18 protein-coding genes are annotated in these 20,807 nt (G+C 70.5%); 4 read left to right on the top strand and 14 right to left on the bottom strand.

Annotation, left to right across the window (positions count from 1 at the left end):
* Positions 1-3 precede the first annotated feature (3 nt).
* The 3 genes from NV348_RS09180 to glpX all read right to left on the bottom strand — a co-directional run bounded on the left by NV348_RS09180 (position 4) and on the right by glpX (position 2,151).
* Positions 4-603, bottom strand: coding sequence for a type VII secretion target (locus NV348_RS09180; RefSeq protein ID WP_447146653.1), 600 nt, complete (start codon positions 601-603; stop codon positions 4-6).
* A complete protein-coding gene (locus NV348_RS09175) occupies positions 603-1,004 on the bottom strand; it encodes a hypothetical protein (RefSeq protein ID WP_447146652.1) in 402 nt (133 codons plus the stop codon). The genes NV348_RS09180 and NV348_RS09175 overlap by 1 nt, the downstream gene beginning before the upstream one ends.
* A gap of 103 nt (positions 1,005-1,107) precedes the next feature.
* Positions 1,108-2,151 (bottom strand): class II fructose-bisphosphatase, encoded by a 1,044-nt coding sequence (glpX, locus tag NV348_RS09170; RefSeq protein ID WP_379089034.1) that lies wholly within the window; start codon positions 2,149-2,151, stop codon positions 1,108-1,110.
* A 124-nt stretch (positions 2,152-2,275) separates the two neighbouring features.
* Here glpX and NV348_RS09165 point away from each other — a divergent pair, with 124 nt between their 5' ends.
* A complete protein-coding gene (locus NV348_RS09165) occupies positions 2,276-2,842 on the top strand; it encodes a DUF4245 domain-containing protein (protein WP_447146651.1) in 567 nt (188 codons plus the stop codon).
* Between the two features lies 1 nt (position 2,843).
* Here the strand turns inward: NV348_RS09165 and NV348_RS09160 are convergent, their stop codons facing one another.
* The 4 genes from NV348_RS09160 to NV348_RS09145 all read right to left on the bottom strand — a co-directional run bounded on the left by NV348_RS09160 (position 2,844) and on the right by NV348_RS09145 (position 6,609).
* Positions 2,844-4,280: an FAD-binding oxidoreductase gene (locus NV348_RS09160; protein ID WP_447146650.1), complete on the bottom strand. Its 1,437-nt coding sequence runs from the start codon at positions 4,278-4,280 to the stop codon at positions 2,844-2,846.
* Positions 4,281-4,363: 83 nt separating this feature from the next.
* Positions 4,364-4,615: an exodeoxyribonuclease VII small subunit gene (locus NV348_RS09155; protein WP_447146649.1), complete on the bottom strand. Its 252-nt coding sequence runs from the start codon at positions 4,613-4,615 to the stop codon at positions 4,364-4,366.
* On the bottom strand, positions 4,612-5,916 hold the full coding sequence (gene xseA / locus NV348_RS09150; protein ID WP_447146648.1) for an exodeoxyribonuclease VII large subunit: 1,305 nt from the start codon (positions 5,914-5,916) through the stop codon (positions 4,612-4,614). Before xseA ends, NV348_RS09155 begins: the two co-directional genes overlap by 4 nt.
* A gap of 90 nt (positions 5,917-6,006) precedes the next feature.
* Positions 6,007-6,609: a lipid droplet-associated protein gene (locus NV348_RS09145; RefSeq protein ID WP_447146647.1), complete on the bottom strand. Its 603-nt coding sequence runs from the start codon at positions 6,607-6,609 to the stop codon at positions 6,007-6,009.
* A gap of 114 nt (positions 6,610-6,723) precedes the next feature.
* Between NV348_RS09145 and NV348_RS09140 the strand changes: the two genes are divergently transcribed.
* Positions 6,724-7,743, top strand: coding sequence for a 4-hydroxy-3-methylbut-2-enyl diphosphate reductase (locus NV348_RS09140; protein ID WP_447146646.1), 1,020 nt, complete (start codon positions 6,724-6,726; stop codon positions 7,741-7,743).
* A 63-nt stretch (positions 7,744-7,806) separates the two neighbouring features.
* Here NV348_RS09140 and NV348_RS09135 read toward each other — a convergent pair whose 3' ends face one another.
* A complete protein-coding gene (locus NV348_RS09135) occupies positions 7,807-8,628 on the bottom strand; it encodes a DUF6542 domain-containing protein (RefSeq protein WP_447146645.1) in 822 nt (273 codons plus the stop codon).
* Positions 8,629-8,679: 51 nt separating this feature from the next.
* Positions 8,680-9,828, bottom strand: coding sequence for a DNA recombination protein RmuC (locus NV348_RS09130; protein WP_447146644.1), 1,149 nt, complete (start codon positions 9,826-9,828; stop codon positions 8,680-8,682).
* Positions 9,829-9,962: 134 nt separating this feature from the next.
* Between NV348_RS09130 and NV348_RS09125 the strand changes: the two genes are divergently transcribed.
* Both NV348_RS09125 and NV348_RS09120 read left to right on the top strand, forming a co-directional pair.
* Positions 9,963-11,159 carry an exonuclease SbcCD subunit D gene (locus NV348_RS09125; protein WP_447146643.1) on the top strand — a complete coding sequence of 399 codons (1,197 nt, stop codon included), beginning with the start codon at positions 9,963-9,965 and terminating at the stop codon, positions 11,157-11,159.
* Between the two features lie 34 nt (positions 11,160-11,193).
* Entirely contained in the window at positions 11,194-15,102 is a 3,909-nt protein-coding gene (locus tag NV348_RS09120; RefSeq protein WP_447146642.1) for an AAA family ATPase, read from the top strand.
* A 62-nt stretch (positions 15,103-15,164) separates the two neighbouring features.
* Here the strand turns inward: NV348_RS09120 and yczE are convergent, their stop codons facing one another.
* From yczE to NV348_RS09095, 5 genes are all read right to left on the bottom strand, one after another.
* Positions 15,165-15,806, bottom strand: coding sequence for a membrane protein YczE (yczE, locus tag NV348_RS09115; protein WP_447146641.1), 642 nt, complete (start codon positions 15,804-15,806; stop codon positions 15,165-15,167).
* A 150-nt stretch (positions 15,807-15,956) separates the two neighbouring features.
* A complete protein-coding gene (locus NV348_RS09110) occupies positions 15,957-16,469 on the bottom strand; it encodes a methylated-DNA--[protein]-cysteine S-methyltransferase (RefSeq protein ID WP_447146640.1) in 513 nt (170 codons plus the stop codon).
* Positions 16,466-18,031 carry an Ada metal-binding domain-containing protein gene (locus tag NV348_RS09105; protein ID WP_447146639.1) on the bottom strand — a complete coding sequence of 522 codons (1,566 nt, stop codon included), beginning with the start codon at positions 18,029-18,031 and terminating at the stop codon, positions 16,466-16,468. Before NV348_RS09105 ends, NV348_RS09110 begins: the two co-directional genes overlap by 4 nt.
* A gap of 161 nt (positions 18,032-18,192) precedes the next feature.
* Complete coding sequence (locus NV348_RS09100) at positions 18,193-18,390, bottom strand: YbdD/YjiX family protein (RefSeq protein ID WP_447150986.1); 198 nt, start codon at positions 18,388-18,390, stop codon at positions 18,193-18,195.
* An 83-nt stretch (positions 18,391-18,473) separates the two neighbouring features.
* Positions 18,474-20,726 carry a carbon starvation CstA family protein gene (locus NV348_RS09095; protein ID WP_447146638.1) on the bottom strand — a complete coding sequence of 751 codons (2,253 nt, stop codon included), beginning with the start codon at positions 20,724-20,726 and terminating at the stop codon, positions 18,474-18,476.
* Between the last annotated feature and the right edge of the window lie 81 nt (positions 20,727-20,807).

Raw genomic sequence — 20,807 nt, 5'->3', positions numbered from 1 at the left:
GAACTACTGCCCCCCGGCCTTCTGCCTGTCTTCGTTGATCTGGGTGACCTTGGCGGCCACACCCGTGTCGAGGGAGTACGCCTTGTCCGGATTGGTCGCCAGGTACTGCCCGACCTGGCCCAATGTCGACACGTTGTCGCCCATGTGCGAAAACGCTTCGGAGAAGGAGGCTCCGCTGTAGTTGGGATCGGCGGCGAGATTCCAGGTGTTCTCGCTGAGGACCTGGTCCCAGGACTTCTTGTCGATCTCCTCGTCGGTGAGGTGCGGGTTACCGGCGAGGTGGGTGAACATCTCTTTGAGCGTGTTCGAGGCCTGCTGGTCCATGAGGTAGTAGCGGCCCGCGGACAGGTCGAGGACCTCGGCGATCTCGTTGCCGGATTGGACCAGCGCGCGTATGCCCCACGACCAGCGCTCGGTGAAGGTCTCGAACGTGGTCTGCACGTTCGCCTTTCCCGCTTCCATGGCCGACATCGTCAACTGTGAGAATCCTCGGCCGACCGCGCCGGTCTCGCCGACGCCCAGTTCCGAGAGCTCGCTGATAATGCTCGTGATGCCGGTCGCGGCCTGATTCAACAGGGCCGGGTCGACATTCAGATCCGACATCAGCCGTGTCCGTGACGGGTCGTCGGTTCCTCGGACACCTGCGGTGGGAAGACCATGGGCGCCGCGGACAGCATGTCGATCGCGACGCCGGTCGGGTCCGTCTGGGCCGCGGCGAACTCACGGAGGCGGCTGCCGAGGAATGTGTGGAATCGGTATTCCTGCTCGGCGACGACGCCGCGGGTCGTCATGAAATGCGCGTATTCTGCGACGCCGGTGAAGGCGCACAACCAGTGCACCGCACCGGATTCGAGGGTGTACACCCGATCCTCGGGGCCGATCAACGGCACGAGCAGAGCCGAGGATTCGAAGGCTGCCGACAACTCGGCCGGTGCCCCGAACCCGGCGTAGAACGCGGCGATCTCCGAGCGCAACCGCCCGGAATCCACGTCGATGACACTCATGTCGGTTCCCCCCATCCCCTGGTACCCCTGCGAGCCACCGTAGTGAACCGCGCAGGGATCGATCAAGGACAGGGCCGCGCACCGGGGTGCGCGGCCCGTCACATCACGGGAGGGGCGGGTTGGCGCTGTCGTCGCCGTCGAAGTCGACGGAAGAGTACTCGCGGAGCTTGGTGAGGCGGTGGTAGGCGTCGATCATGCGGACGGTGCCGGACTTGGAGCGCATGACGATCGACTGGGTGGAGGCGCCGCCGCCGAAGTAGCGGACGCCGCGCAGGAGGTCGCCGTCGGTGACGCCGGTGGCGCAGAAGAAGACGTTCTCGCCCGCGACCAGGTCGGTGGTGGACAGGACGCGGTCCAGGTCGTGGCCCGCGTCGATGGCCTTCTGGCGCTCCTCGTCGTCCTTGGGGGCGAGCATGCCCTGGAGTTCACCGCCGAGGCAGCGCAGCGCGGCGGCGGCGATGATGCCCTCGGGGGTGCCGCCGATGCCGACCAGGATGTCGACGCCGGACTCGGGGCGCGCGGCGGCGATGGCGCCGGCGACGTCACCGTCGGAGATCAGCCGGATGCGGGCGCCCGCGTCGCGGGTCTGCTGGATGATCTCGGCGTGGCGGGGGCGGTCCAGGATGCAGACCGTGAGGTCGGACACCGAGGACTTCTTGGCCTTGGCGACGCGGCGGATGTTCTCGCCGATCGGGGCGGTGATGTCGATCGAACCGGCGGCGTCGGGGCCGACGGCGATCTTGTGCATGTAGAACACGGCCGACGGGTCGAACATGGCGCCGCGCTCGGCGACCGCGAGCACCGCGATGGCGCCGGGGGAGCCCTTCGACATCAGCGTGGTGCCATCGATCGGGTCGACGGCGAAGTCGACCTCGGGACCGGTGCCGTCACCGACCGCTTCGCCGTTGTACAGCATCGGCGCTTCGTCCTTCTCGCCTTCGCCGATGACGACGACGCCCTTCATGGAGACAGAGCTGACGAGCTGACGCATGGCGTCGACGGCCGCGCCGTCGCCGCCTTCCTTGTCTCCGCGACCGACCCAGCGGCCCGCTGCCATCGCACCTGCCTCGGTGACGCGGACCAGCTCGAGGGCGAGGTTGCGGTCGGGTGCCTCGCGGCGGCTGGGGGCGGGCGATGATGCCGTCATTGCGAAGTGCCTCCTTGGGCGTTGGTGTACGGGGGCAATTGTCGCATTAGGATCGGCACGCCCGTGCATGACCTGCGATGCCCCGTCGGTGGCCTGGTCAGAGCCCGAGTGGATACTGGTAGCCGTGGCCCAGCAGAAGCACCGGATCTTCAACGACTATCGCGACCTGTTCTGGTCGCTGATTCCGCTGGTGCTGATCGCGATCGTGCTGGCGGGCGCGGCGAGCCAGTGCACCGTCGCGACGAACGGACCGACCCAAGGTCAGGTGCCGCATTTCGATGTCGACGGGGCGCTGAAGTCCGACGCCAAGACCCTGCCCTTCGCGATCCGCAACCCGGATCTGCCGCAGGACTGGGTGTCGAACTCGGGCAGCCGCGACACGATCGTCACCTCGGGCGGCGGCCCGGTGAGCACCGTCGGCTTCCTGACCCCGCAGGGCGCCTACATGCGGTACTCGCAGACCTCCGCCTCCGAGGAAGCGCTGTCCCGGCATGTGCTCGGCTCGCGCTACGCCACCGGCACCCAGGACATCGACGGGCAGAAGTGGGTCGTCTACACCGAGCCGACCGAGGAGACCGCCTGGATCACCGATCTCGGCGGCGTCCGGATCCTGATCACCGGCGCGGGCAACGAGGCCGCGTTCACGACGCTGGCGCGGGCGATCACCGCCGCGCAGCCGCTGTCGAAGTAGCTCAGCGGCTCGACGTGTCGCTGAGCCGGTAGGTCCAGCCGGAGGTGGGCAGGGCCGTCGAGGTCGTGATGACATCGGTGGCGAGAATGTCGTCGACCTTGCCCTGCGCGAGCAGGCCGTGCGGGTCGAAGGCGCGTTTGGTCGCGATCTCCCGCGGTCCCCACGGTTTCATGCCGCCCGCGCGGAGCACCGGCGTGTGCGGGTTGGCGATCGAGAGCCCGGCCCGCTGCAACCGCTCGGTGATCGCGGCCAGCTGGGCCTGATCCTCGTACTCGAACACCGGTGAGCCCTGGCAGGACAGGCCGCCGTCGATCCGCTTCATCTCCACGTGCAGCGGCCCGAGGTCGGCGAACTCCCGGTGCACCCGCACGATCGACTCGTACAGGTCCGCGTGCGGGAACAGCGCCATCAACCCGGTCAGCTTCTCGTTGCGGCGCTGGTAGTGCAGCATCGAATGGCCCCAGGTGAACTCGTAGAGCGGCACGCCGTAGACGCCCTTGCCCTCGAGGCAGCGGTAGCGGATCTGCCCGCCGCACGCGTGCACCAGATCCTCCACGTTCGGCACCGATTGCACCGCGGCCAGCACCAGCACCATCGCCGCGCCGTCGGGGACCAGCCCGGCCAGGCCGGGGAAGTACCGCGGGAGCGGGTGCGCGTGCGGGGAGACGACCTTCTTGAGCACGCCGTCGCTGGTGCCCAGGTCGACCGAGAAGCGGGCGGCCTGCTCGAACTCCGGGAACGAGATCACCAGTTCGTGCCACTCCCAGGCGGGCGCGACGGGCAGTTCGACCTCGGTGATGATGCCGTTGGCGCCGTAGGCGTGGTGCACGGTGTTGACCTCGCGGCCCCGCAACTCGACCAGCCGGGGTTGCTCCTCCACCGTCATCACCTCCAGCGCGGTGATATTGCCCGCGTCGCGCAGGATGCCCCACTGGCAGCTGCCGACACCGGCGTGCCCACCGGCGATGTAGCCGCCGATCGTGGCCTGCTGCGCGGTCGAGGGGTGCATGCGCAGTTCCCAGCCGGACGGGCGGATGGTCGCGTCGATGTCGGCGACGACGGTGCCGGTCAGCGCGCGCACCGTGCGGGGTGGCTGTCTGGCCCGGTCACCGTGCCAGCCGACGACACCGGCGATGGCGGTCACGTCGATGACCGCGCCGCCGGACAGCGGAACGCCCTGGCCGAACTGGCCGGAACCCGCGCCGCGCACCGTGATCGGGACCCGATGCCGCGCGCACGCCGCGACGGCGACGCGCAGTTCCTCCTTGGTGCGCGGGGCGATGAAGATCTCGGCATTGCGGCCGCGCAGCAGATCACGCAGGACCGGGCTCTGGGCGAACCGATCCCGGCTCTTGGTGCGCAGCCTGCGCGTGTCGACGGAATGGTCGACCGCGCCGAGTTCGGTGCGCAGTCGGGTCAGCGCTTCGGTACGTGACATCGCGGTGCCTCCCAGTGCTGTCGAGACGTGCGCACCAGGGTGCCCGCACCGTGTTTCGTCGCCGTAAAGGCGGCGTTGCCCGGCTACTCGCTCGCGTCGTCGGCGTGCGAGATGGCGTCCTCGACGCGTTTGCGGGCGCCGGCCAGGTGCTGTTCGCAGCGGGTGGCCAGGGCCTCGCCGCGTTCCCAGAGCGCCAGCGAGTCGTCGAGATCGAGACCGCCCTGTTCGAGCATCTTGACCACGTTGACGAGTTCGTCGCGGGCGCGCTCGTAGCCGAAGGCGGCGATCTCGGCGAGGGTGTCGGCGGGCTCGGTTCCGGCGTCGGGCACGGTCATTTCCCCTTGTCGTCGGTGGCGGGTGTCAGGCGCTGGGTGCCGAGCGCGGCGGCGGTGACCGCGCCGTCGGCGACGCGGATGCGGAGCTGGCTGCCCGCGGGGGCGTCCTCGATCGCGCGGACCACGTGACGTTGCGGTCCGGCGACGCGTTGCACGACAGCGTAGCCACGGGCCAGCGTCGCGGCGGGACCGACGGCGGTGAGCTTCTCGCGCAGGTGCGCGGCGGCGGTCGACTCGGTGCGCAGCGTCTGCTCGACGGTGCGCCGGGCCGCGGTGCGCAGCCGCTCCACCTCGTCGTGACGATGCCGCAGCTCGCGCAGCGGATCGGCGAGCACCGGGCGCGAACGCAACTGGGCGATGATGTGGGTCTCGCGCTGGACCCAGCCGCGCAGCGCCGCGGCCGAGCGAGCCCGCATCTCGCGCACGCCGGCGAGTTCGGCGGCGGCGTCGGGGACGATCCGCTTGGCGGCGTCGGTGGGGGTGGCGGCGCGCACGTCGGCGACGAGATCGCTCAGCGGAGCGTCGGGTTCGTGCCCGATCGCGCTGACGATCGGGGTGGTCGCGGCGGCGATGGCCCGGCACAGCGCCTCGTCGGAGAACGGCAGCAGGTCCTCGGTGCTGCCGCCGCCGCGGGCGAGCACGATCACGTCGACGGCCGGATCGCGATCGAGGGCGGCCAGCGCCTCCAGCATCTGCGGCACCGCCGTCGGACCCTGCACCGGCGTGTTCTTCACGACGAAACGCACTGCGGGCCAGCGGTTCTGGGCGACGGTGAGCACGTCGCGTTCGGCCGCGCTCGCCCGCCCGGTGATCAGCCCGACGGTGCCGGGCAGAAACGGCAACGGCCGCTTGCGCCGTGGATCGAACAGCCCCTCCGCCGACAGCAGCGCCTTGAGCCGCTCGATCCGGGCGAGCAGTTCGCCGATGCCGACCGGCCGGATCTCGGTGACCCGCAGCGACAGCGTGCCCCGGCCGGTGAAGAACTGCAGCTTGCCGTAGACCACCACCCGGCTGCCCTCGGTGAGCGGAACGGGGCTGCGCCGCAACAACTCCGGATCGCACGTCACCGACAGCGACATGTCCGCCGAGGTGTCGCGCAGCACCAGGAACGCCGTGCGGGTGCCGGGCCGCAGACTGATCTGGGTGACCTGGCCCTCCACCCACACACTGCCGAGCCGGTCGATCCACTGCGCGACCTTCACCGCGATCGAGCGCACCGGCCACGGCTGCTCCGCCGAACTGCCCGGTGCGCCCGCCTGCGCGGCCGCGTCGGAGCTCGCCGGGGAGCCGTCCTCAGTCATACGTCAGGTATACGCGGCGCTACCGACACAAACAAAAGCGACCGCAACCGGCGCGTCGGCGCGGATTGCGGTCGCTGCGAAGGCGGTGGGCTACTGCGCCTGGACCGTCGCGATCCGGTTGGTCAGCATGGTGACGAACGGCGCGCGGGCGCGGGTCTGCTGCTCGAAGTCCAGCAGCTGGGCCAGCTCCTCGACGGTCAGCATGCGCAGCCGGGCGCGCAGCTGAGCCAGCGTCATCGCCGGGTAGTCGTAGCGGATGGCGACCTCGGGGGCCTGCACCTCCTCGGGCTCCGGCTCGGCCGCAGGCTCCTCGGTGGGCGCCTCGGACTCGAGCAGCAGCAGCGACGCGGGCGCGGCCTTGCCGTTGGTCTGCTCGGCCGGGAGCTCCTCGGTGAACAGATCGAAGCGGCTGGCCTGGCCGTTGGCCGACACGGTCGGCTCGGGCGCGACGTCCTCGTCGAAGGTGGCCCACGCGGGCTGCTCCTGCGGGGCCGAACCCAGACGTTCGAACAGGCCGTCGCCCTTGAGCGCGAGGCTGGTGACGAACTGCTGCACGTGCATGGTGGTCTGCAGCACGCGGCTCAGCGCGGTGATCGGGAAGTTGACCGCGGCGACGGGCAGCCGCCTGGTCTCTTCTACGGCGTAGACAGCGGCACCGGCGGCGACCCGGGCCAGGTACGGAGGACGGAACATGGTCCCAGCCTGCCGCAAACCGCCTGTGATGCAAAGGTCCAGACCGCCCCGATGTGACTTTCGCCCCGCTATCCGCCCTGATCCCGCCCGCACGGCGCACGTAAGCTGTGCACTATGACCTCGGCAATTCCCTTGAACGTCGGTATCACGCGCTCCGCGGGCGCGTCCGCTGCCGGTGGCAAGCGCGTGCTGCTGGCCGAGCCGCGCGGCTACTGCGCAGGCGTCGACCGCGCCGTCGAGACCGTGGAGAAGGCGCTGGACAAGCACGGCGCCCCGATCTACGTGCGCAAGGAGATCGTGCACAACCGGCACGTGGTGGAGACGCTACGTGAGCGCGGCGTCGTCTTCGTGGACGAGACCGACGAGGTACCGGAGGGCGCGCTGGTCGTGTTCTCCGCTCACGGGGTGGCGCCGATCGTGCACGAGACCGCCGCCGAGCGGAACCTGCGGACCATCGACGCGACCTGCCCGCTGGTCACCAAGGTGCACCAGGAGGCCAAGCGCTTCGCCCGCGACGACTACGACATCCTGCTGATCGGCCACGAGGGCCACGAGGAGGTCGAGGGCACCGCGGGCGAGGCACCCGAGCACGTGCAGCTGGTCGACGGTCCCGACTCGGTGGACAAGGTCACCGTGCGCGATCCGTCGAAGGTGATCTGGCTCTCGCAGACCACGCTGTCGGTCGACGAGACCATGGAGACGGTCCAGCGGCTGCGCGAACGGTTCCCGACGCTGCAGGATCCGCCCAGCGACGACATCTGCTACGCCACCTCCAACCGGCAGACCGCGGTGAAGGCGATGGCGCCCGAATGCGATCTGGTGATCGTGGTCGGCTCGCGCAACTCCTCCAACTCGGTGCGGCTGGTCGAGGTCGCCCTCGGGGCGGGCGCACGGGCCGCGTACCTGGTCGACTACGCCCGCGAGGTCGATCTCGCCTGGCTCGACGGGGTGCGCACGATCGGCATCACCTCGGGCGCGTCGGTGCCGGAGATCCTGGTGACCGGCGTGCTCGATCTGCTGGCCGAGCACGGCTTCGGCGAGGTGCAGCCGGTGACGACGGCCAACGAGACGCTGGTGTTCGCGCTGCCGCGTGAGCTGCGCGCGTCGCGCCGCGATACTCCGGCCCAGGGCTGACGCCGGACCGACAGATAAAGAGAATCCCCCGTCGCGTGCTCGCGGCGGGGGATTGCTGGTTTCTCACCCGTTGTCGGGCCTGCGCCGTTCGGTGCGGCCGGTGTCGGCGCGATCGCGATAGCGCACCGTCGGCTGTGGGTGCGGCTGCGGCTGCGGGTCGGGTCTGCGGCGCGGGGCGCGCGCGGGTTCGGCCTCGCGGGGGGCGGCGTTGCGGCCGGCGCGCGGTTCCCTGGTCCTGGCCGCGGCGGGCGCGCGCTTGGGTTCGGTCGCGCGCGGGGCGCGGCGGGCCGGGCCGGCCATGTCGACCTCGGTGGCCGGGTCGTCCAGGACGGCGGTGGCGCGGCGGGTGCGCTGGCGACCGGTGTCGCTCGGGGTCTCGGGACGGCGGCGCTTGACCGGCTTGCGCTCGGTCTGGCGTTCGGCGGAGAGCGGGCGGGCGGTGGCGGGTGTGCGCTTGGCGATCGCGATCCGCGCGCCACCGATGGCCAGCACCAGCACGGTGGCCAGCATCATCGTCGGGAAGCGCTCCACCAGCGGGATGATCAGGTTCATCAGCACGTCTTTGATGGAGGTGGTGGCGCGCCCACCCAGCAGCTGGCAGGCCACCGGCACCGCGACGAACAGCAGCAGCGGCGGCATGACCATGGTGGAGAACAGCCCGCGGAACCGCACCGCGCAGACGGCCAGCACACAGCCGAGCACATACAGCGCGGAGAAGGTGCCCGTCGGGTAGGTCTCGCCCCCGATCGCGTCGATCACGAACCCGAACATCGTCATGCCCGCGGCAAGCAGAATCGCGGCCCAGGCGGGGATGCCGGGTACCGAGGGCAGGATCGAACGTTGCGGCGCGGGCACCCGGGGTCGCGCACGTTGGGAAGCAGCCACACCATGACACTAACCGCACAACGCGCCGTCAGGCGCTGCGGCACGGGGATCTCAGTGGCGATCCTCGGCGTCGGCGAAGGCCACGGCCCGCGGTCTGGCCTCGGTCAACCGAATTGCCGGGAGCTCCTGATCGCCGATGCCGTGATCGTGCATCCGGCGCGCGGTGACCAGCACCCGCGACTCGACCGAGCCGACGGTGGCGTTGAAAGCCGCTACCGCCTTACCGAGATTCACCCCGAGATTGTCCAGATGGTCGGCCACCTTGCCGACCCGGGTGTAGAGCTCCTTGCCCAATTGCTGCACCGTTGCCATATCGCGAGACAGCGCTTCCTGTCGCCAGCTGAACGCGACCGTCCGCAGCAGCGCGATGAGCGTAGTGGGGGTTGCCAGGATCACGTTCCGCCCGAACGCGTACTCCAGCAGGCCCGCGTCGGTGGTGAGCGCGGCGTCGAGGAACGGATCGCCCGGCACGAACAGGACGACGAACTCGGGCGCCGGATCGAACGCCGCCCAGTACGCCTTGTCGGCCAGCTGGTCGACGTGGGCGCGCAGATGCTTGGCGTGCCGGGCCAGCAGCTGGTCGCGGGCGGTGGGGTCGTCGGTGGTCGCGGCGTCGAGGTAGGCGGTGAACGGGACCTTCGCGTCGACCACGATGTGCCTGCCGCCCGCGAGCCGCACCACCAGATCCGGTCGCACCCCACCGCGATCGTCGGCGCCGGCCCGGTACACCTGGGTGTCGAAATCGCAGTGCCTGGTCATACCCGCCAGCTCGACCACCCGCTCCAGCTGGATCTCGCCCCAGCGGCCGCGGACCTGGGGCGCGCGCAGCGCCGCGACCAGCTGCCCGGTCTGATCGGAGAGCCGGTGCGAGGTGCGCTGCATTCCCGCGACCTGCTCCCGCAGACCCGAGTACGCGTCGATCCGATGGTGCTCGACCTGGCGGATCTGCTGCTCGAGCGCGCCGACCGCATCACGTAGCGGATCGACCATCGCGCCGATCGCGGCCGAATGCCTGCGCGCCGCATCCTCGTTCGCCGCGTGTAGTGATTGCTGCAGCAACCGTTGATTGTCCCCGGCCGCGGCGAGCCTGGCCTCCGCCGCGGCGGCACGCTGCCCGCCCCGGGCGGAATGCCCCAACCAGCCGAGACCGAACCCGGCAGCGAATACCAAGACGAGCGCGACGAGCATCGAGGCGGTCATAGCGGCGATAGTGCCGGAAGCCACCGACAAACTCGCAATCAGCGAGCAACCCGGGCGTGGTGACGCGCCGGTGCGGCACACTCGCAGGGTGCGTCGATTGAATTCTGTCGGGGGTGTGGCCTAAGTTTCGCGGCATGCGGATCCTGCACACCTCCGACTGGCACATCGGGCGCACCTTCCACGGTGTCGACCTGCTAGCCGACCAGGCGGCGGTGCTGGCATCGATCGCGGAGCTGGTCGCGTCGGAGTCGGTCGACGTGGTCGTCGTCCCGGGTGACGTCTACGACCGGTCCATCCCGAACGCCGACGCGATCGCGGTCTGCAATCGCGGGTTCGAGGCGATCCGGGCCGCGGGCGCGGTGATCGTCGCGACCTCGGGCAATCACGATTCGCCCGCCCGGCTGGGTGCGGGCGCCAGCTTCGCCGCGGCGGGTGGATTGCATCTGTGCACCCGGGTGGCCGATGCCGACCGGCCGGTCCTGCTGGCCGACGACGACGGCGAGGTGGCGTTCTACGGGATCCCGTATCTGGAGCCGGAGATCACCCGCGCCGAACTCGGTGTGCCGCAGGCCCGTTCGCACGCCGAAATTCTCGACGCCGCGATGGGCCGCATCCGCGCCGATCTGGCGGGCCGCCCCGGCACGCGCACCGTCGTGCTCGCGCACGCGTTCGTCGTCGGCGGGGAGGCGACGGGGTCGGAGCGATCGATCTCGGTGGGTGGGGTCGAGACGGTGTCGATGTCGGCGTTCGACGGGATCGACTATGTGGCGCTGGGCCACCTGCATTCGCCGCAGACCCTCTCGGAGTCGGTGCGCTACAGCGGTTCTCCACTGCCGTACTCGTTCGCCGAGAACACCCACCGCAAAGCGGTCTGGATCGTCGACCTCGACGCCGACGGCCTGGCCGCGGTGCGGCGCCGCGATCTACCGCTGGTGCGTGGGCTCAGCAAGCTCACCGGCACCCTCGACGAGTTGCTCACTGCGGCCGGATTCGCCGACGCCGAATCGCATTACGTCTCGGCGACGCTCACCGACAGCACCCGCCCGGTCGACCCGATGCGTAAACTGCGCGAGCGGTTCCCGCACGCGGTGCACGTGGAATGGGTTCGGCCCGAGGGCAATCCGGAGCTGCGCTACCGCGAGCGGGTGCACGGCCGCCGCGATGTCGAGGTCGCGGCGAGTTTCCTGACCGATGTGCGTGGGGAGCCGACCGGAGGCGAGATGAGGTGGGTGGAGCGTGCGCTGGCCGCCGCGGTGCGCGAGCCCGATGCGGGGCGTGCCGAAACCCGGCGTGCGACCGACGAATTCGAGGCCATGGAGGTGACCGCGTGAGCGCTGCGCGTGGCGGCGCGGACGGTGGCGCGGCGTGAGACTGCATCGACTGGAGATGGTCGCGTTCGGTCCCTTCGCCGAATCCACCGTCGTGGATTTCGATGTCCTCGGCGCGGACGGCCTGTTCCTGCTGCACGGCCACACCGGCGCGGGCAAGACCAGCATTCTCGACGCCATCGCCTTCGCGCTGTACGGGCGGGTGCCCGGCGCGCGCGGGGAGGGTAAGCGACTGCACTCCGATCACGCCGACCCGCAGACGCCGCCGAAGGTCACCCTCGAAGCCACCCTGGGCGGCCGCCGTCTGCGGCTCACCCGCAGCCCGGCGTTCGAACGGCCGAGCAGCCGCGACAGCACCCGGTTCACGGAGGTGCAGGCCAAGGGCACCCTGGAATGGCTCGACGGGTCGGGCGAGAACCTGTCCAGGCTCACCGATATCGGCGAGGAGGTCGTCCGCCTGCTCGGCATGAGCGCCGACCAGTTCTTCCAGGTCGTGCTGCTGCCCCAGGGTGATTTCGCCAAGTTCCTGCGCGCGGAGAACGAGGACCGGGAGAAGCTGCTCGAAAAGCTCTTCGACACCCAGCGATTCGGCACCGCCGAGACCTGGCTGGCGGACCGGCGCCGGGCGGCGGAGGCCGATCTCACCGCGCGCACGCAGGGCATCGATCGGTTGATCACCAAGGTCGGCATGGCCGCGGGCTACGGCGGCGCGGAATCCGTCGGGCTGCCCGACGCGGTGGCCTGGTCCCAGGACCTGCTGGCCACCGCACGCACCGCACTGGCCGAGGCGAACGCGAATGCCGAACTCCGCCAGAAGGAGTCGGCCGAAGCTCGCGCCGAGGCCGAGGAGCAGCGTCGCGTCGCCGGATTGCACGCCCGGATGGCGGCGGCCCGCGCGGAACTGACCACCTACACCGCCGATGCCCCGCGTCGGGCCGAGCTGGAACGCGAACTCGAACAGGCTCGCCGGGCCGAGCCGGTGGTGCACGCCATCGACGAGGCGCGCTCGGCGGTGCGCGCGCTGCGTCGCGCGGAGGCGTCGACCCGGGCCGTCGCCGGTGAACTGGCCGTTCAGCTGGGTGCCGAGGCCGCCGCCGATATCGCGGGGCTGGACTTGCTGACGGTGGTCCTCGATGACGCCACCGCCGTGCCTGCCGAGGGATTGAATTCCGCTGATGGCCTGGGGGATACGCGGGCCGATGGCGACGTGGGTACCGACAGCGGATCGCCGGAAATCGCCGGACGGCGATCCGGTCCACGCGGTGTGCGGCGAGCGGATCTCGGCCGGGTGCGCGAAGTCGAGGGTGACCTCGACGGCGCGGTGAGCCAGTGGAACGCCCTGCTCGGCGTGCTCGGTGAGGTCAGGGCCGATGCCGAGCTCGCTCGTCAGCTCGCCGTGGATCTCACCGCGCACGAGGCCGAAGCGGCGCGCCTGACCCAGCGTGCGGGCGAATTCGCGCAGCGCCGTGCCGATCTGCCCGCCGTGATCGCCGGCGCGGGGGAGCAGTTGCGCGAGGCCACCGATGCCGCCGCCGCACTGCCCGGGCTGCGGACCGAGCTCGGCAAGTGGCAGGAGTCCGCGGCGGCCGCCGTCGAGTTGGCCGCGCAGCGACCGGCCTTGGACCGGGCGCAGGCCGAGTTCGACGCTGCGCGACGGACCCATCTCGACGCCAGGGAGCGCGTGCTCGACCTGCGCACCCGCCGTTTGGCGGGCATGGCCGCCGAACTCGCGGGTGCGCTGTCGGCCGGCGCGCCGTGCACGGTGTGCGGATCGGCCGAGCATCCCGATCCCGCGCGCCCCACCGACGACGCGGTGTCCAAGGACGCCGAGGACGCCGCCACCGCCGCCGAGCAGGCGGCCGAGGCCGCGCGCGACCGGATCGCCGAGCGCATCGGCGTCATCGAACGCGAGATCGAGGCACTGACCGCCCGCGGCGGCGATGCCGACCCGGTCACCCTGGCCGACGCCGTCCGCACCGCCACCCACCGCTTCGACGACGCCGCCGACAGCGCCGCCCGCGTCGCCGCCCTCACCACCCGCCTCGACACCCTGCGGGCCGAGGAAACCACCCTGCACGAGCAGTCCCGCGACCTCGATGCCCGCCTCGGCACCGTCACCGCGACCATCACCGCCACCCGCACTCGCCTCGACGAACTCACCCTCCGCCTGCGCACCGCCGCAGGCGCCGACGATTCGGTCGACACCCGCACCACGCGCCTCGAATCCCTCATCACCGCCGCCACCACCCTGCGCACCGCCCGCACCGAGGAAGCCGCCGCCCGCGACGCCGTCCGCCGCATCGCCACCCGCGTCGAGAACCTCGCCCAGGCAGCCGGTTTCGTGCCCGAGGGATACGAACGGACCGGCACTACCCCGGTCGCCGTGCCGCACGAGGCGACGGCCGCTGGCGCGGTCACAGCTGCGACCGGCGACGGCAGTGCCACGGCCGCGGCTGGTGACGGTAGCGCTTCGGCTGCGACCGGCGACGGCAGTGCCACGGCTGCGGCTGGCGACGGTAGCGCCACGGCTGCGGCTGGCGACGGTAGCGCCACGGCTGCGGCTGGCGACGGTAGCGCCACGGCTGCGGCTGCCGACGGTAGCGCCACACCTGCGACTGCTGATGGCGCCGCCACAGCCGCGACTGCCCCGGCTGCTGACGGTTCCGGTGCGACTTCAACAACTGTCGACACCGTGGGGTCGGAGCCGAAGTCGTTGACTGCCAATGATGCTCGAGAGTTGACCTCCGACGACGGAGCTCGAGCCTCGGCACCCGATGATGGTGTGGCGGTTTCGGTGCCCGCGAACGGAGCGGCGGTAGTAGTCGACGGCAGCGGATCTTCGCCGTCCGACAGCGGAGTCGGGGTGGGGGAGTCCTCCGGTGACATCGACGCGCAGGCCGGCGATGACGAATCCGCTGACAGCGTGGACAATCCGCGATCCCGTCCCACACGAGCCGCGCGCCCGGTACGCGTAGAGCCCGAGATGCCCACCCTGTTCGACCTTTTCGACGACGATCCGACCGACGACGAACCCGAACCGGAGCCCGAACCCGTACCGCAGCGGGATGACATCGTCCTGCTCACGGCGTACGCCCAGCTCGTCACCGCGCTCGCACGCACCGCGGCGCAGCAGTCGGCGATCGAGGCCGAACTCACCGCGGCCGACCGGGCCCGCGCCCATGCCGAAGCTGTCCTCGCCGAACCGCAGATCCAGGCGGTGGCCGAGCAGGTCCCGGCCGACCTGGCCGCGCTGGAACAGCGCTTCGCCGACGCCCAGTCCGCGCTCACCGCGGCGGTGGCGGCCGAGTCGGCGGCCGCCGAGCGGGTCGCGCAGCTCGAACAGCTGGGGACCCAGCTCTGGGGCGAGGTCGAGCGAATCGCGCCCAAGCAGCGCGATTTCGACGAGCTGGCCACGCTGGCCGACGTGGTCGCGGGGCGGGGCGAGAACAATCGCCGGATGTCGTTGCGCTCCTATGTGCTCGCCGCGCGCCTCGAGGAGGTCGCGGTCGCGGGTTCGCTGCGGCTGCGCCGGATGTCGGGCGGCCGCTACGAATTCGTGCACTCCGACAAGGCGGGTCCGCGTGGCAGGCGCGGTGGTCTCGGCCTCGACGTCCGCGACGACTACACCGGTGCGGTCCGGTCCGCGAAGACCCTCTCCGGTGGTGAGACCTTCATGGCCTCACTGGCTTTGGCGCTGGGCCTGGCGGATGTGGTCGCAGCCGAGGCGGGCGGCCTGGTCCTGGACACCCTGTTCATCGACGAGGGCTTCGGCAGTCTCGACGCCGACACCCTCGACGCGGTGATGGGTGTCCTGGACGAACTGCGGGCCGGCGGTCGCGTCGTCGGAGTGGTCAGCCATGTCGACGAGATGCGTCAGCGGATTCCCAGCCGACTACACGTCCTGCGCGGCCGGACCGGCTCGCACCTCCAAGCGACTGTCGCCTGACGACGCCGCTCGCCCCGGGCAGCTGCCGATCAAGCGGTGGTTTCGCCCCGGGCCTGCGCCGATCAGGCGGTCGGTTCGGGCACCGGATCGGCCCGGACCTCGCCACCGGCCTTCGGCGCGAACCCCGGCAACCACCCGTCGACATACGGGATCATCAGCTGGATCAGCGGCCCGATGCCGAAGGCGTAGACCAGCGTGCCGATCCCGACACTGCCGCCGAGCAGCCACCCGGTGGTCAGCACTGTCGCCTCGATGCCGGTGCGGACCGACCAGACCGGCCACCCGGTCCGGGCGACCAGGCCAGTCATCAGTCCATCGCGAGGTCCTGGACCCATCCCGGCGCCGATGTAGAGCACGGTCGCCGCGGCGTTCACGGTCACGGCGAGCGCCATCGCCGCCACCCGCGTCCAGAGGGCATCGGCCTCCGGGATCAGCCACAGCCCGGCATCGACCGACACCCCGATCACGATCACATTGCTGACCGTGCCCAGGCCGGGCATCTGGCGGAGCGGAATCCACGCGAGCAGCACGACGACACCGGTCACCGCGGTGACGGCGCCGAAACTCAGGGGCACGTGCGCGGCGACACCCTGGTGGAAGACGTCCCACGGATCGAGCCCGAGCCCGGCCCGGATCATCACCGCCATCGACGTCCCGTACAACCACAGACCGGTGTAGAGCGCGATCAGGCGACGAGTGAGCATGGGTACCAGAATCCCGGCCCACTGGACCTCACAAAAGAGCCAATCGTGAGGTACTGGACTGATTCGTTGCGGCGTGTCGGCTATCCAGCGGCTCGGCTCTCGTATGTGAGCGGCCCATCCGGTCGCGAGCCCGCCTCGGTGCGCTCGACCTCAGGATTCGTGCGCGAGCAACCACCGCTTGGCATCGAGTCCCCAGCGGAATCCGCCCAGCGCCCCACCGATCCGCAGCACCCGATGACATGGCACGAACAGCGCCGCCGCATTGCGCGCGCAGGCGTTCGCGGCGGCCCTGGTCGCGTCCGGGCGACCGGACAGCCCGGCGAACTCGGTATAGGTGATCGGCTCGCCCGCGGGCACCTTGCGCAGGACCTCCCACGCGTGGGTCAGGAACTCGCCGGAGCGCTGTCGCACGGTGATCGCGTCGATCGCGGTCAACTCGCCTGCGTGATAGTCGGTCACCGCCCGGGTGACCTCGCCGAGCGAATCCCGCAGTCGCAGCTCGGTGGGACGCAACGTGGGGTGGATGACGCTGGTGAGTTCGGTCGGATCATCGGTCCAGCCCGAGCCGAGCACCGCACCGTCGGTATCGACGATCGTGGTGAACGGGCCGATCGGCGTGATGACGGTCGCGACGTCGGCGCGTCGAATGCTGTTGTCGGTCATGATGCTTCGCTTCCGTTGACGGGTCGGGAACGGCGGGACGCGGCGATGACGCCGCGATGTTCGAGCGCCGTCTTCCACAGGTGCATGGACAGGTAGGAGCGCCAGGGCGCCCAGCGGGTGGTGTGGTCGAGGTCGAGGCCGGCCAGCGCCGCGCCCTGGCGCACGACCAGGTCGGTGCCGAGCAGGATGTCCGGATCGGCGAGCAGGCGCATGGTGACGTAGTCGGCCGTCCACGGCCCGACGCCGGCCAGGGCGAGCAGGTCGCGGCGGAGCTCGGCCGTCGTGCGGCCGGAGTGCAGGACCAGTTCGCCGTCGGCCATCGCGCGCGCCGCCGCCACGATGGCCGACACCCGGCGGGCCGGGCCGGTCAGCACCTCCGCGCCGCGCTCGGCGATCGCTTCGGGTGTGGGGAACAGTCTGGGCGCCGGACCGTCGATCCGTTCGCCGAGCGCGTCGACCAGTCGCGCGGTGTGCGTCGCCGCCGCCTGGACCGAGATCTGCTGGCCGATCATGGTGCGAAGCAGCAGCTCCGGCCCGTCGAGACAGCCGGGGACCCGGATGCCGTGGCTCAACCCCTTGCCGGGAATCATTGCGGCTGTGGACGACACCGTCGCGAGATCGCGAAGTCCGTTGTCCGCGTGCGGCGCGGCGATGCCGAGACCTTCATCGATTCCCTGCGGATCGGCGTCCAGGTCGAGCAGGTGCCGCACCCGCGCCACCGTCGGCGCCAGATCGCGCATGTCCCGCAAGGTCAGTTCGGCGCGCACATGTCCGGGCTGGAACGACAGCCGAACGGTGGCGTGCCCGTGCGGAGTTCGCAGCCCGCGCGTGTAGACGCCGTCCTCCCACAGCTCCATGCCCGGCACCGTGTGCGCCGACAGGAACCACGACAGCCACGCGGTGTCGAGCGGCTCCCGATACGGCAGGCGCAGCGTGAGCAGCCCCGGCGCGGCGGGCGCGACCACATCGGAGCGCGGCGAGCGCCGTGACTCGGTGCGCATGGTCGTCGGGCTGACCGCGAACACCTCGCGCACGGTGTCGTTGAACTGGCGGATACTGGCGAATCCCGCCGCGAAGGCGATGTCGGACATGGGCATCTCGGTGGTCTGGATCAGCAGCCGCGCGGTGTGCGCGCGATGCGCCCTGGCCAGGGCCAGCGGGCCCGCGCCGAGCTCCGTGGTGAGTACCCGGGTGAGCTGTCGCTGGGAGTAGCCGAGGGTCGAGGCGAGCGCGGGCACCCCGCCGCGCTCGATCACCCCGTCCCCGATCAGCCGCATGGCCCGCGCGGCCAGATCGGCCCGGACATTCCACAGCGGCGAACCCGGCGCGGCATCGGGTAGGCACCGGCGACAGGCGCGATACCCGGCCTGCTGGGCCGCCGCGGCGGTGGGTAGGAACGAGACATTGGCCCGCTTGGGCGTGATCGCGGGGCAGGAGGGCCTGCAGTAGATGCCGGTCGTGCGCACCGCGGTGAAGAACTGCCCGTCGAAGCGGGAGTCCCGGGTCGAGACCGCCCGGTAGCAGCGCTCGAAGTCCAAAGCCGTGATCGTCACGGGTTCCACAATGCCCGCAGACCGAACGGGTCGCTAGCGGAAATCAGACACTAATCCCGGGTGCTCCGTGACGGGTATTCCGACGCGGATGAGGTCGCCCGGTCGGCATTCCCGGTCCCGGTACCGGGCCGCGGGGGTGGAGAACCGGATCGCCCGCGCGACCAGGGCGATCAGCAGCAGCGGGTGGTGGGGTTTCGCTCGGCCTCGGCGTAGCGGTCGCGCCAGTACTGGCGCTCGCTGGGGACCGGGCAGCCGGGGTGATTGCGCCGCAGGTGGTCGACGTAGCGCTGGTAGTCCTGGCCGCCGTTGATCGCGCTGTACCACCGGGCGACCCCACGCGCGCCCGCCCACAGCCGCGACAACAGCATCCGTGCGGGCGGGCGCGGCGCCGTGGCCGCAGGGCGGGGGGCGGCCGATCCGATGAACCGGCCGTCCCCGTCCCGCGACACACTCACGACACGTGCGCCGATCCGGGTGCGGTCACCTTGCCCTCGGCGATCAGCACGTCCCACTCCTTCTGCACGTCCTTCTCCGCGGCCGTCGAGACGAAACCGCTGGGCGCGAAGATCTTCGACGGCTGCTCCTCGGACTCGGTGCTCGACACCGTGCCCGAACGGATGGCCCTGGCGCACACGATCGCGCCGACCACGGTGACGATCAGCACCAGCACCGCGAACACGATCGAGAGCGTGCCCTGGATGAAGGTGTTGCGGATGGCGATGTCGACCTGCTCGGGCGTCTTCGCGGTCAGACAGCCCGTCCCCGCCTCCTTGGCGGCCTGGCACAGGCTGTGCTGCTTCCAGTAGCCGAGCTTGGGATCGTCGGAGAAGATCTTCTGCCAGGACGCGGTCATCGTGACGAGCAGATCCCAGACCAGCGGAATGCCGGGAATCCAGGCCCATTTCAGCAGGCCGCGCTTGATGATGATGGTCAGCACCACCGTCAGCGCGATCGCGGCGAGCAGCTGGTTGGCGATGCCGAACAGCGGGTAGAGCGCGTTGATGCCGCCGAACGGATCGTTGACGCCCATCAGCAGCACGCTGCCCCAGCCCGCGACGACCAGCAGCGAGCACAGCCACGCGCCGATCCGCCAGGACGGGTCACGGAACTTCGTGAACCCGCCGCCGAAGTTGCCCAGCGCGTCGGAGACCAGGAACCGGGCGACACGGGTGCCCGCGTCGATCGTGGTGAGGATGAACAGCGCCTCGAACATGATCGCGAAGTGGTACCAGAACGCCTTCATCGATTCGCCGCCGAGGAACTTGTGGAAGACCTCGGAGATACCGACCGCCAGCGTCGGCGCGCCACCGGTGCGCGAGATGATCGACTTCTCGCCCACGTCGGAGGCCGCGTCGGCGAACAGCTCCGGCGTCGCGGGCGGACCGGACAGGCCGAGCGTATTCGTGTAGGCCGCGGCCTTTTCCGGGGTGCCGCCGGTGAGACCGAGCGGGGCGTTCATGCCGAAGTACAGGTGCTGATCGATGATCGAGGCCGTGATGATCGCCATCACCGCGACGAACGACTCCATCAGCATGCCGCCGTAGCCGATCATCCTGGCATTGGATTCCTTGGCCAGCAGCTTGGGTGTGGTGCCGGAGGAGACCAGGGCGTGGAAGCCCGACAGCGCGCCACAGGCGATGGTGATGAACAGGAACGGGAACAGGCTGCCCGCGAACGCGGGACCCGTTCCGGTGTGCGCGAATTCGGAGACCGCGGGCGCCTTCAGCACCGGCATGGTGATCAGGATGCCGGCCGCCAGCAGCACGATGGTGCCGACCTTCATGAACGTCGACAGGTAGTCGCGCGGGGCGAGCAGCAGCCACACCGGCAGTACCGAGGCGAAGAAGCCGTAGGCGATCAGGCACCAGGCGATGGTGGTGCGCGAGAGGGTGAACCAGTCGGCGCCCCACTCGGTTTCCGACACCCAGCCGCCGCCGACGATCGCCGCCAGCAGCAGCACGATGCCGATCGCGGAGACCTCGCCGACCTTGCCCGGGCGCAGATACCGCAGGTACACACCCATGAACAGGGCGATCGGGATGGTCATCGCGATGGAGAACACACCCCACGGGCTCTCGCCGAGGGCATTGACGACGACCAGCGCCAGCACCGCGAGCAGGATCGTCATGATGGCCAGGATCGCCACGATCGCGGCGACACCGCCGACCGCGCCCAGCTCGTCGCGCGCCATCTGTCCGAGGCTGCGGCCGCGCCTGCGCGTCGAGGCCCACAGCACCAGGTAGTCCTGCACCGCGCCGGCGAACACCACGCCGACGACGATCCAGATCGTGCCGGGCAGGTAACCCATCTGCGCGGCGAGCACCGGGCCGACCAGCGGCCCGGCGCCGGCGATAGCGGCGAAGTGGTGACCGTAGAGCACCCGCCGGTCCATCGGCATGAAGTCTTTGCCGTTGTCGTAGATCTCGGCGGGCGTGGCGACATCGTCGCGCGGCTTGGTGATCTTCCATTCGATGAACCGCGCGTAGAACCGGTACGCGATGATGTAGGTACAGACCGCCGCGATGACGATCCACACCGCGTTGACCGACTCGCCGCGCACGAACGCGAGGATCGTCCACGCGATCGCGCCGAGCACGGCGATCCCCGCGAACACGGCCTTCTTGGCGGGCGTGATCGGGGTGCGATCGACGACACCGACCGGAGGCAAGTCCGGGTCGGTCCGCAGATATTCGATAGTCGCCATGTGCCAACTCTCCTGGTATAACGCGCAGAGCCTCGGGTGAAACATCGACAACGTAGCCGATCGCCCCAGCGCGCCGGACAG

It is taken from the genome of Nocardia fodinahabitans, assembly GCF_052983615.1.
The sequence above is the reverse complement of the archived record's forward strand: the minus strand, read 5'-3'. Positions and strand labels throughout refer to the sequence as shown.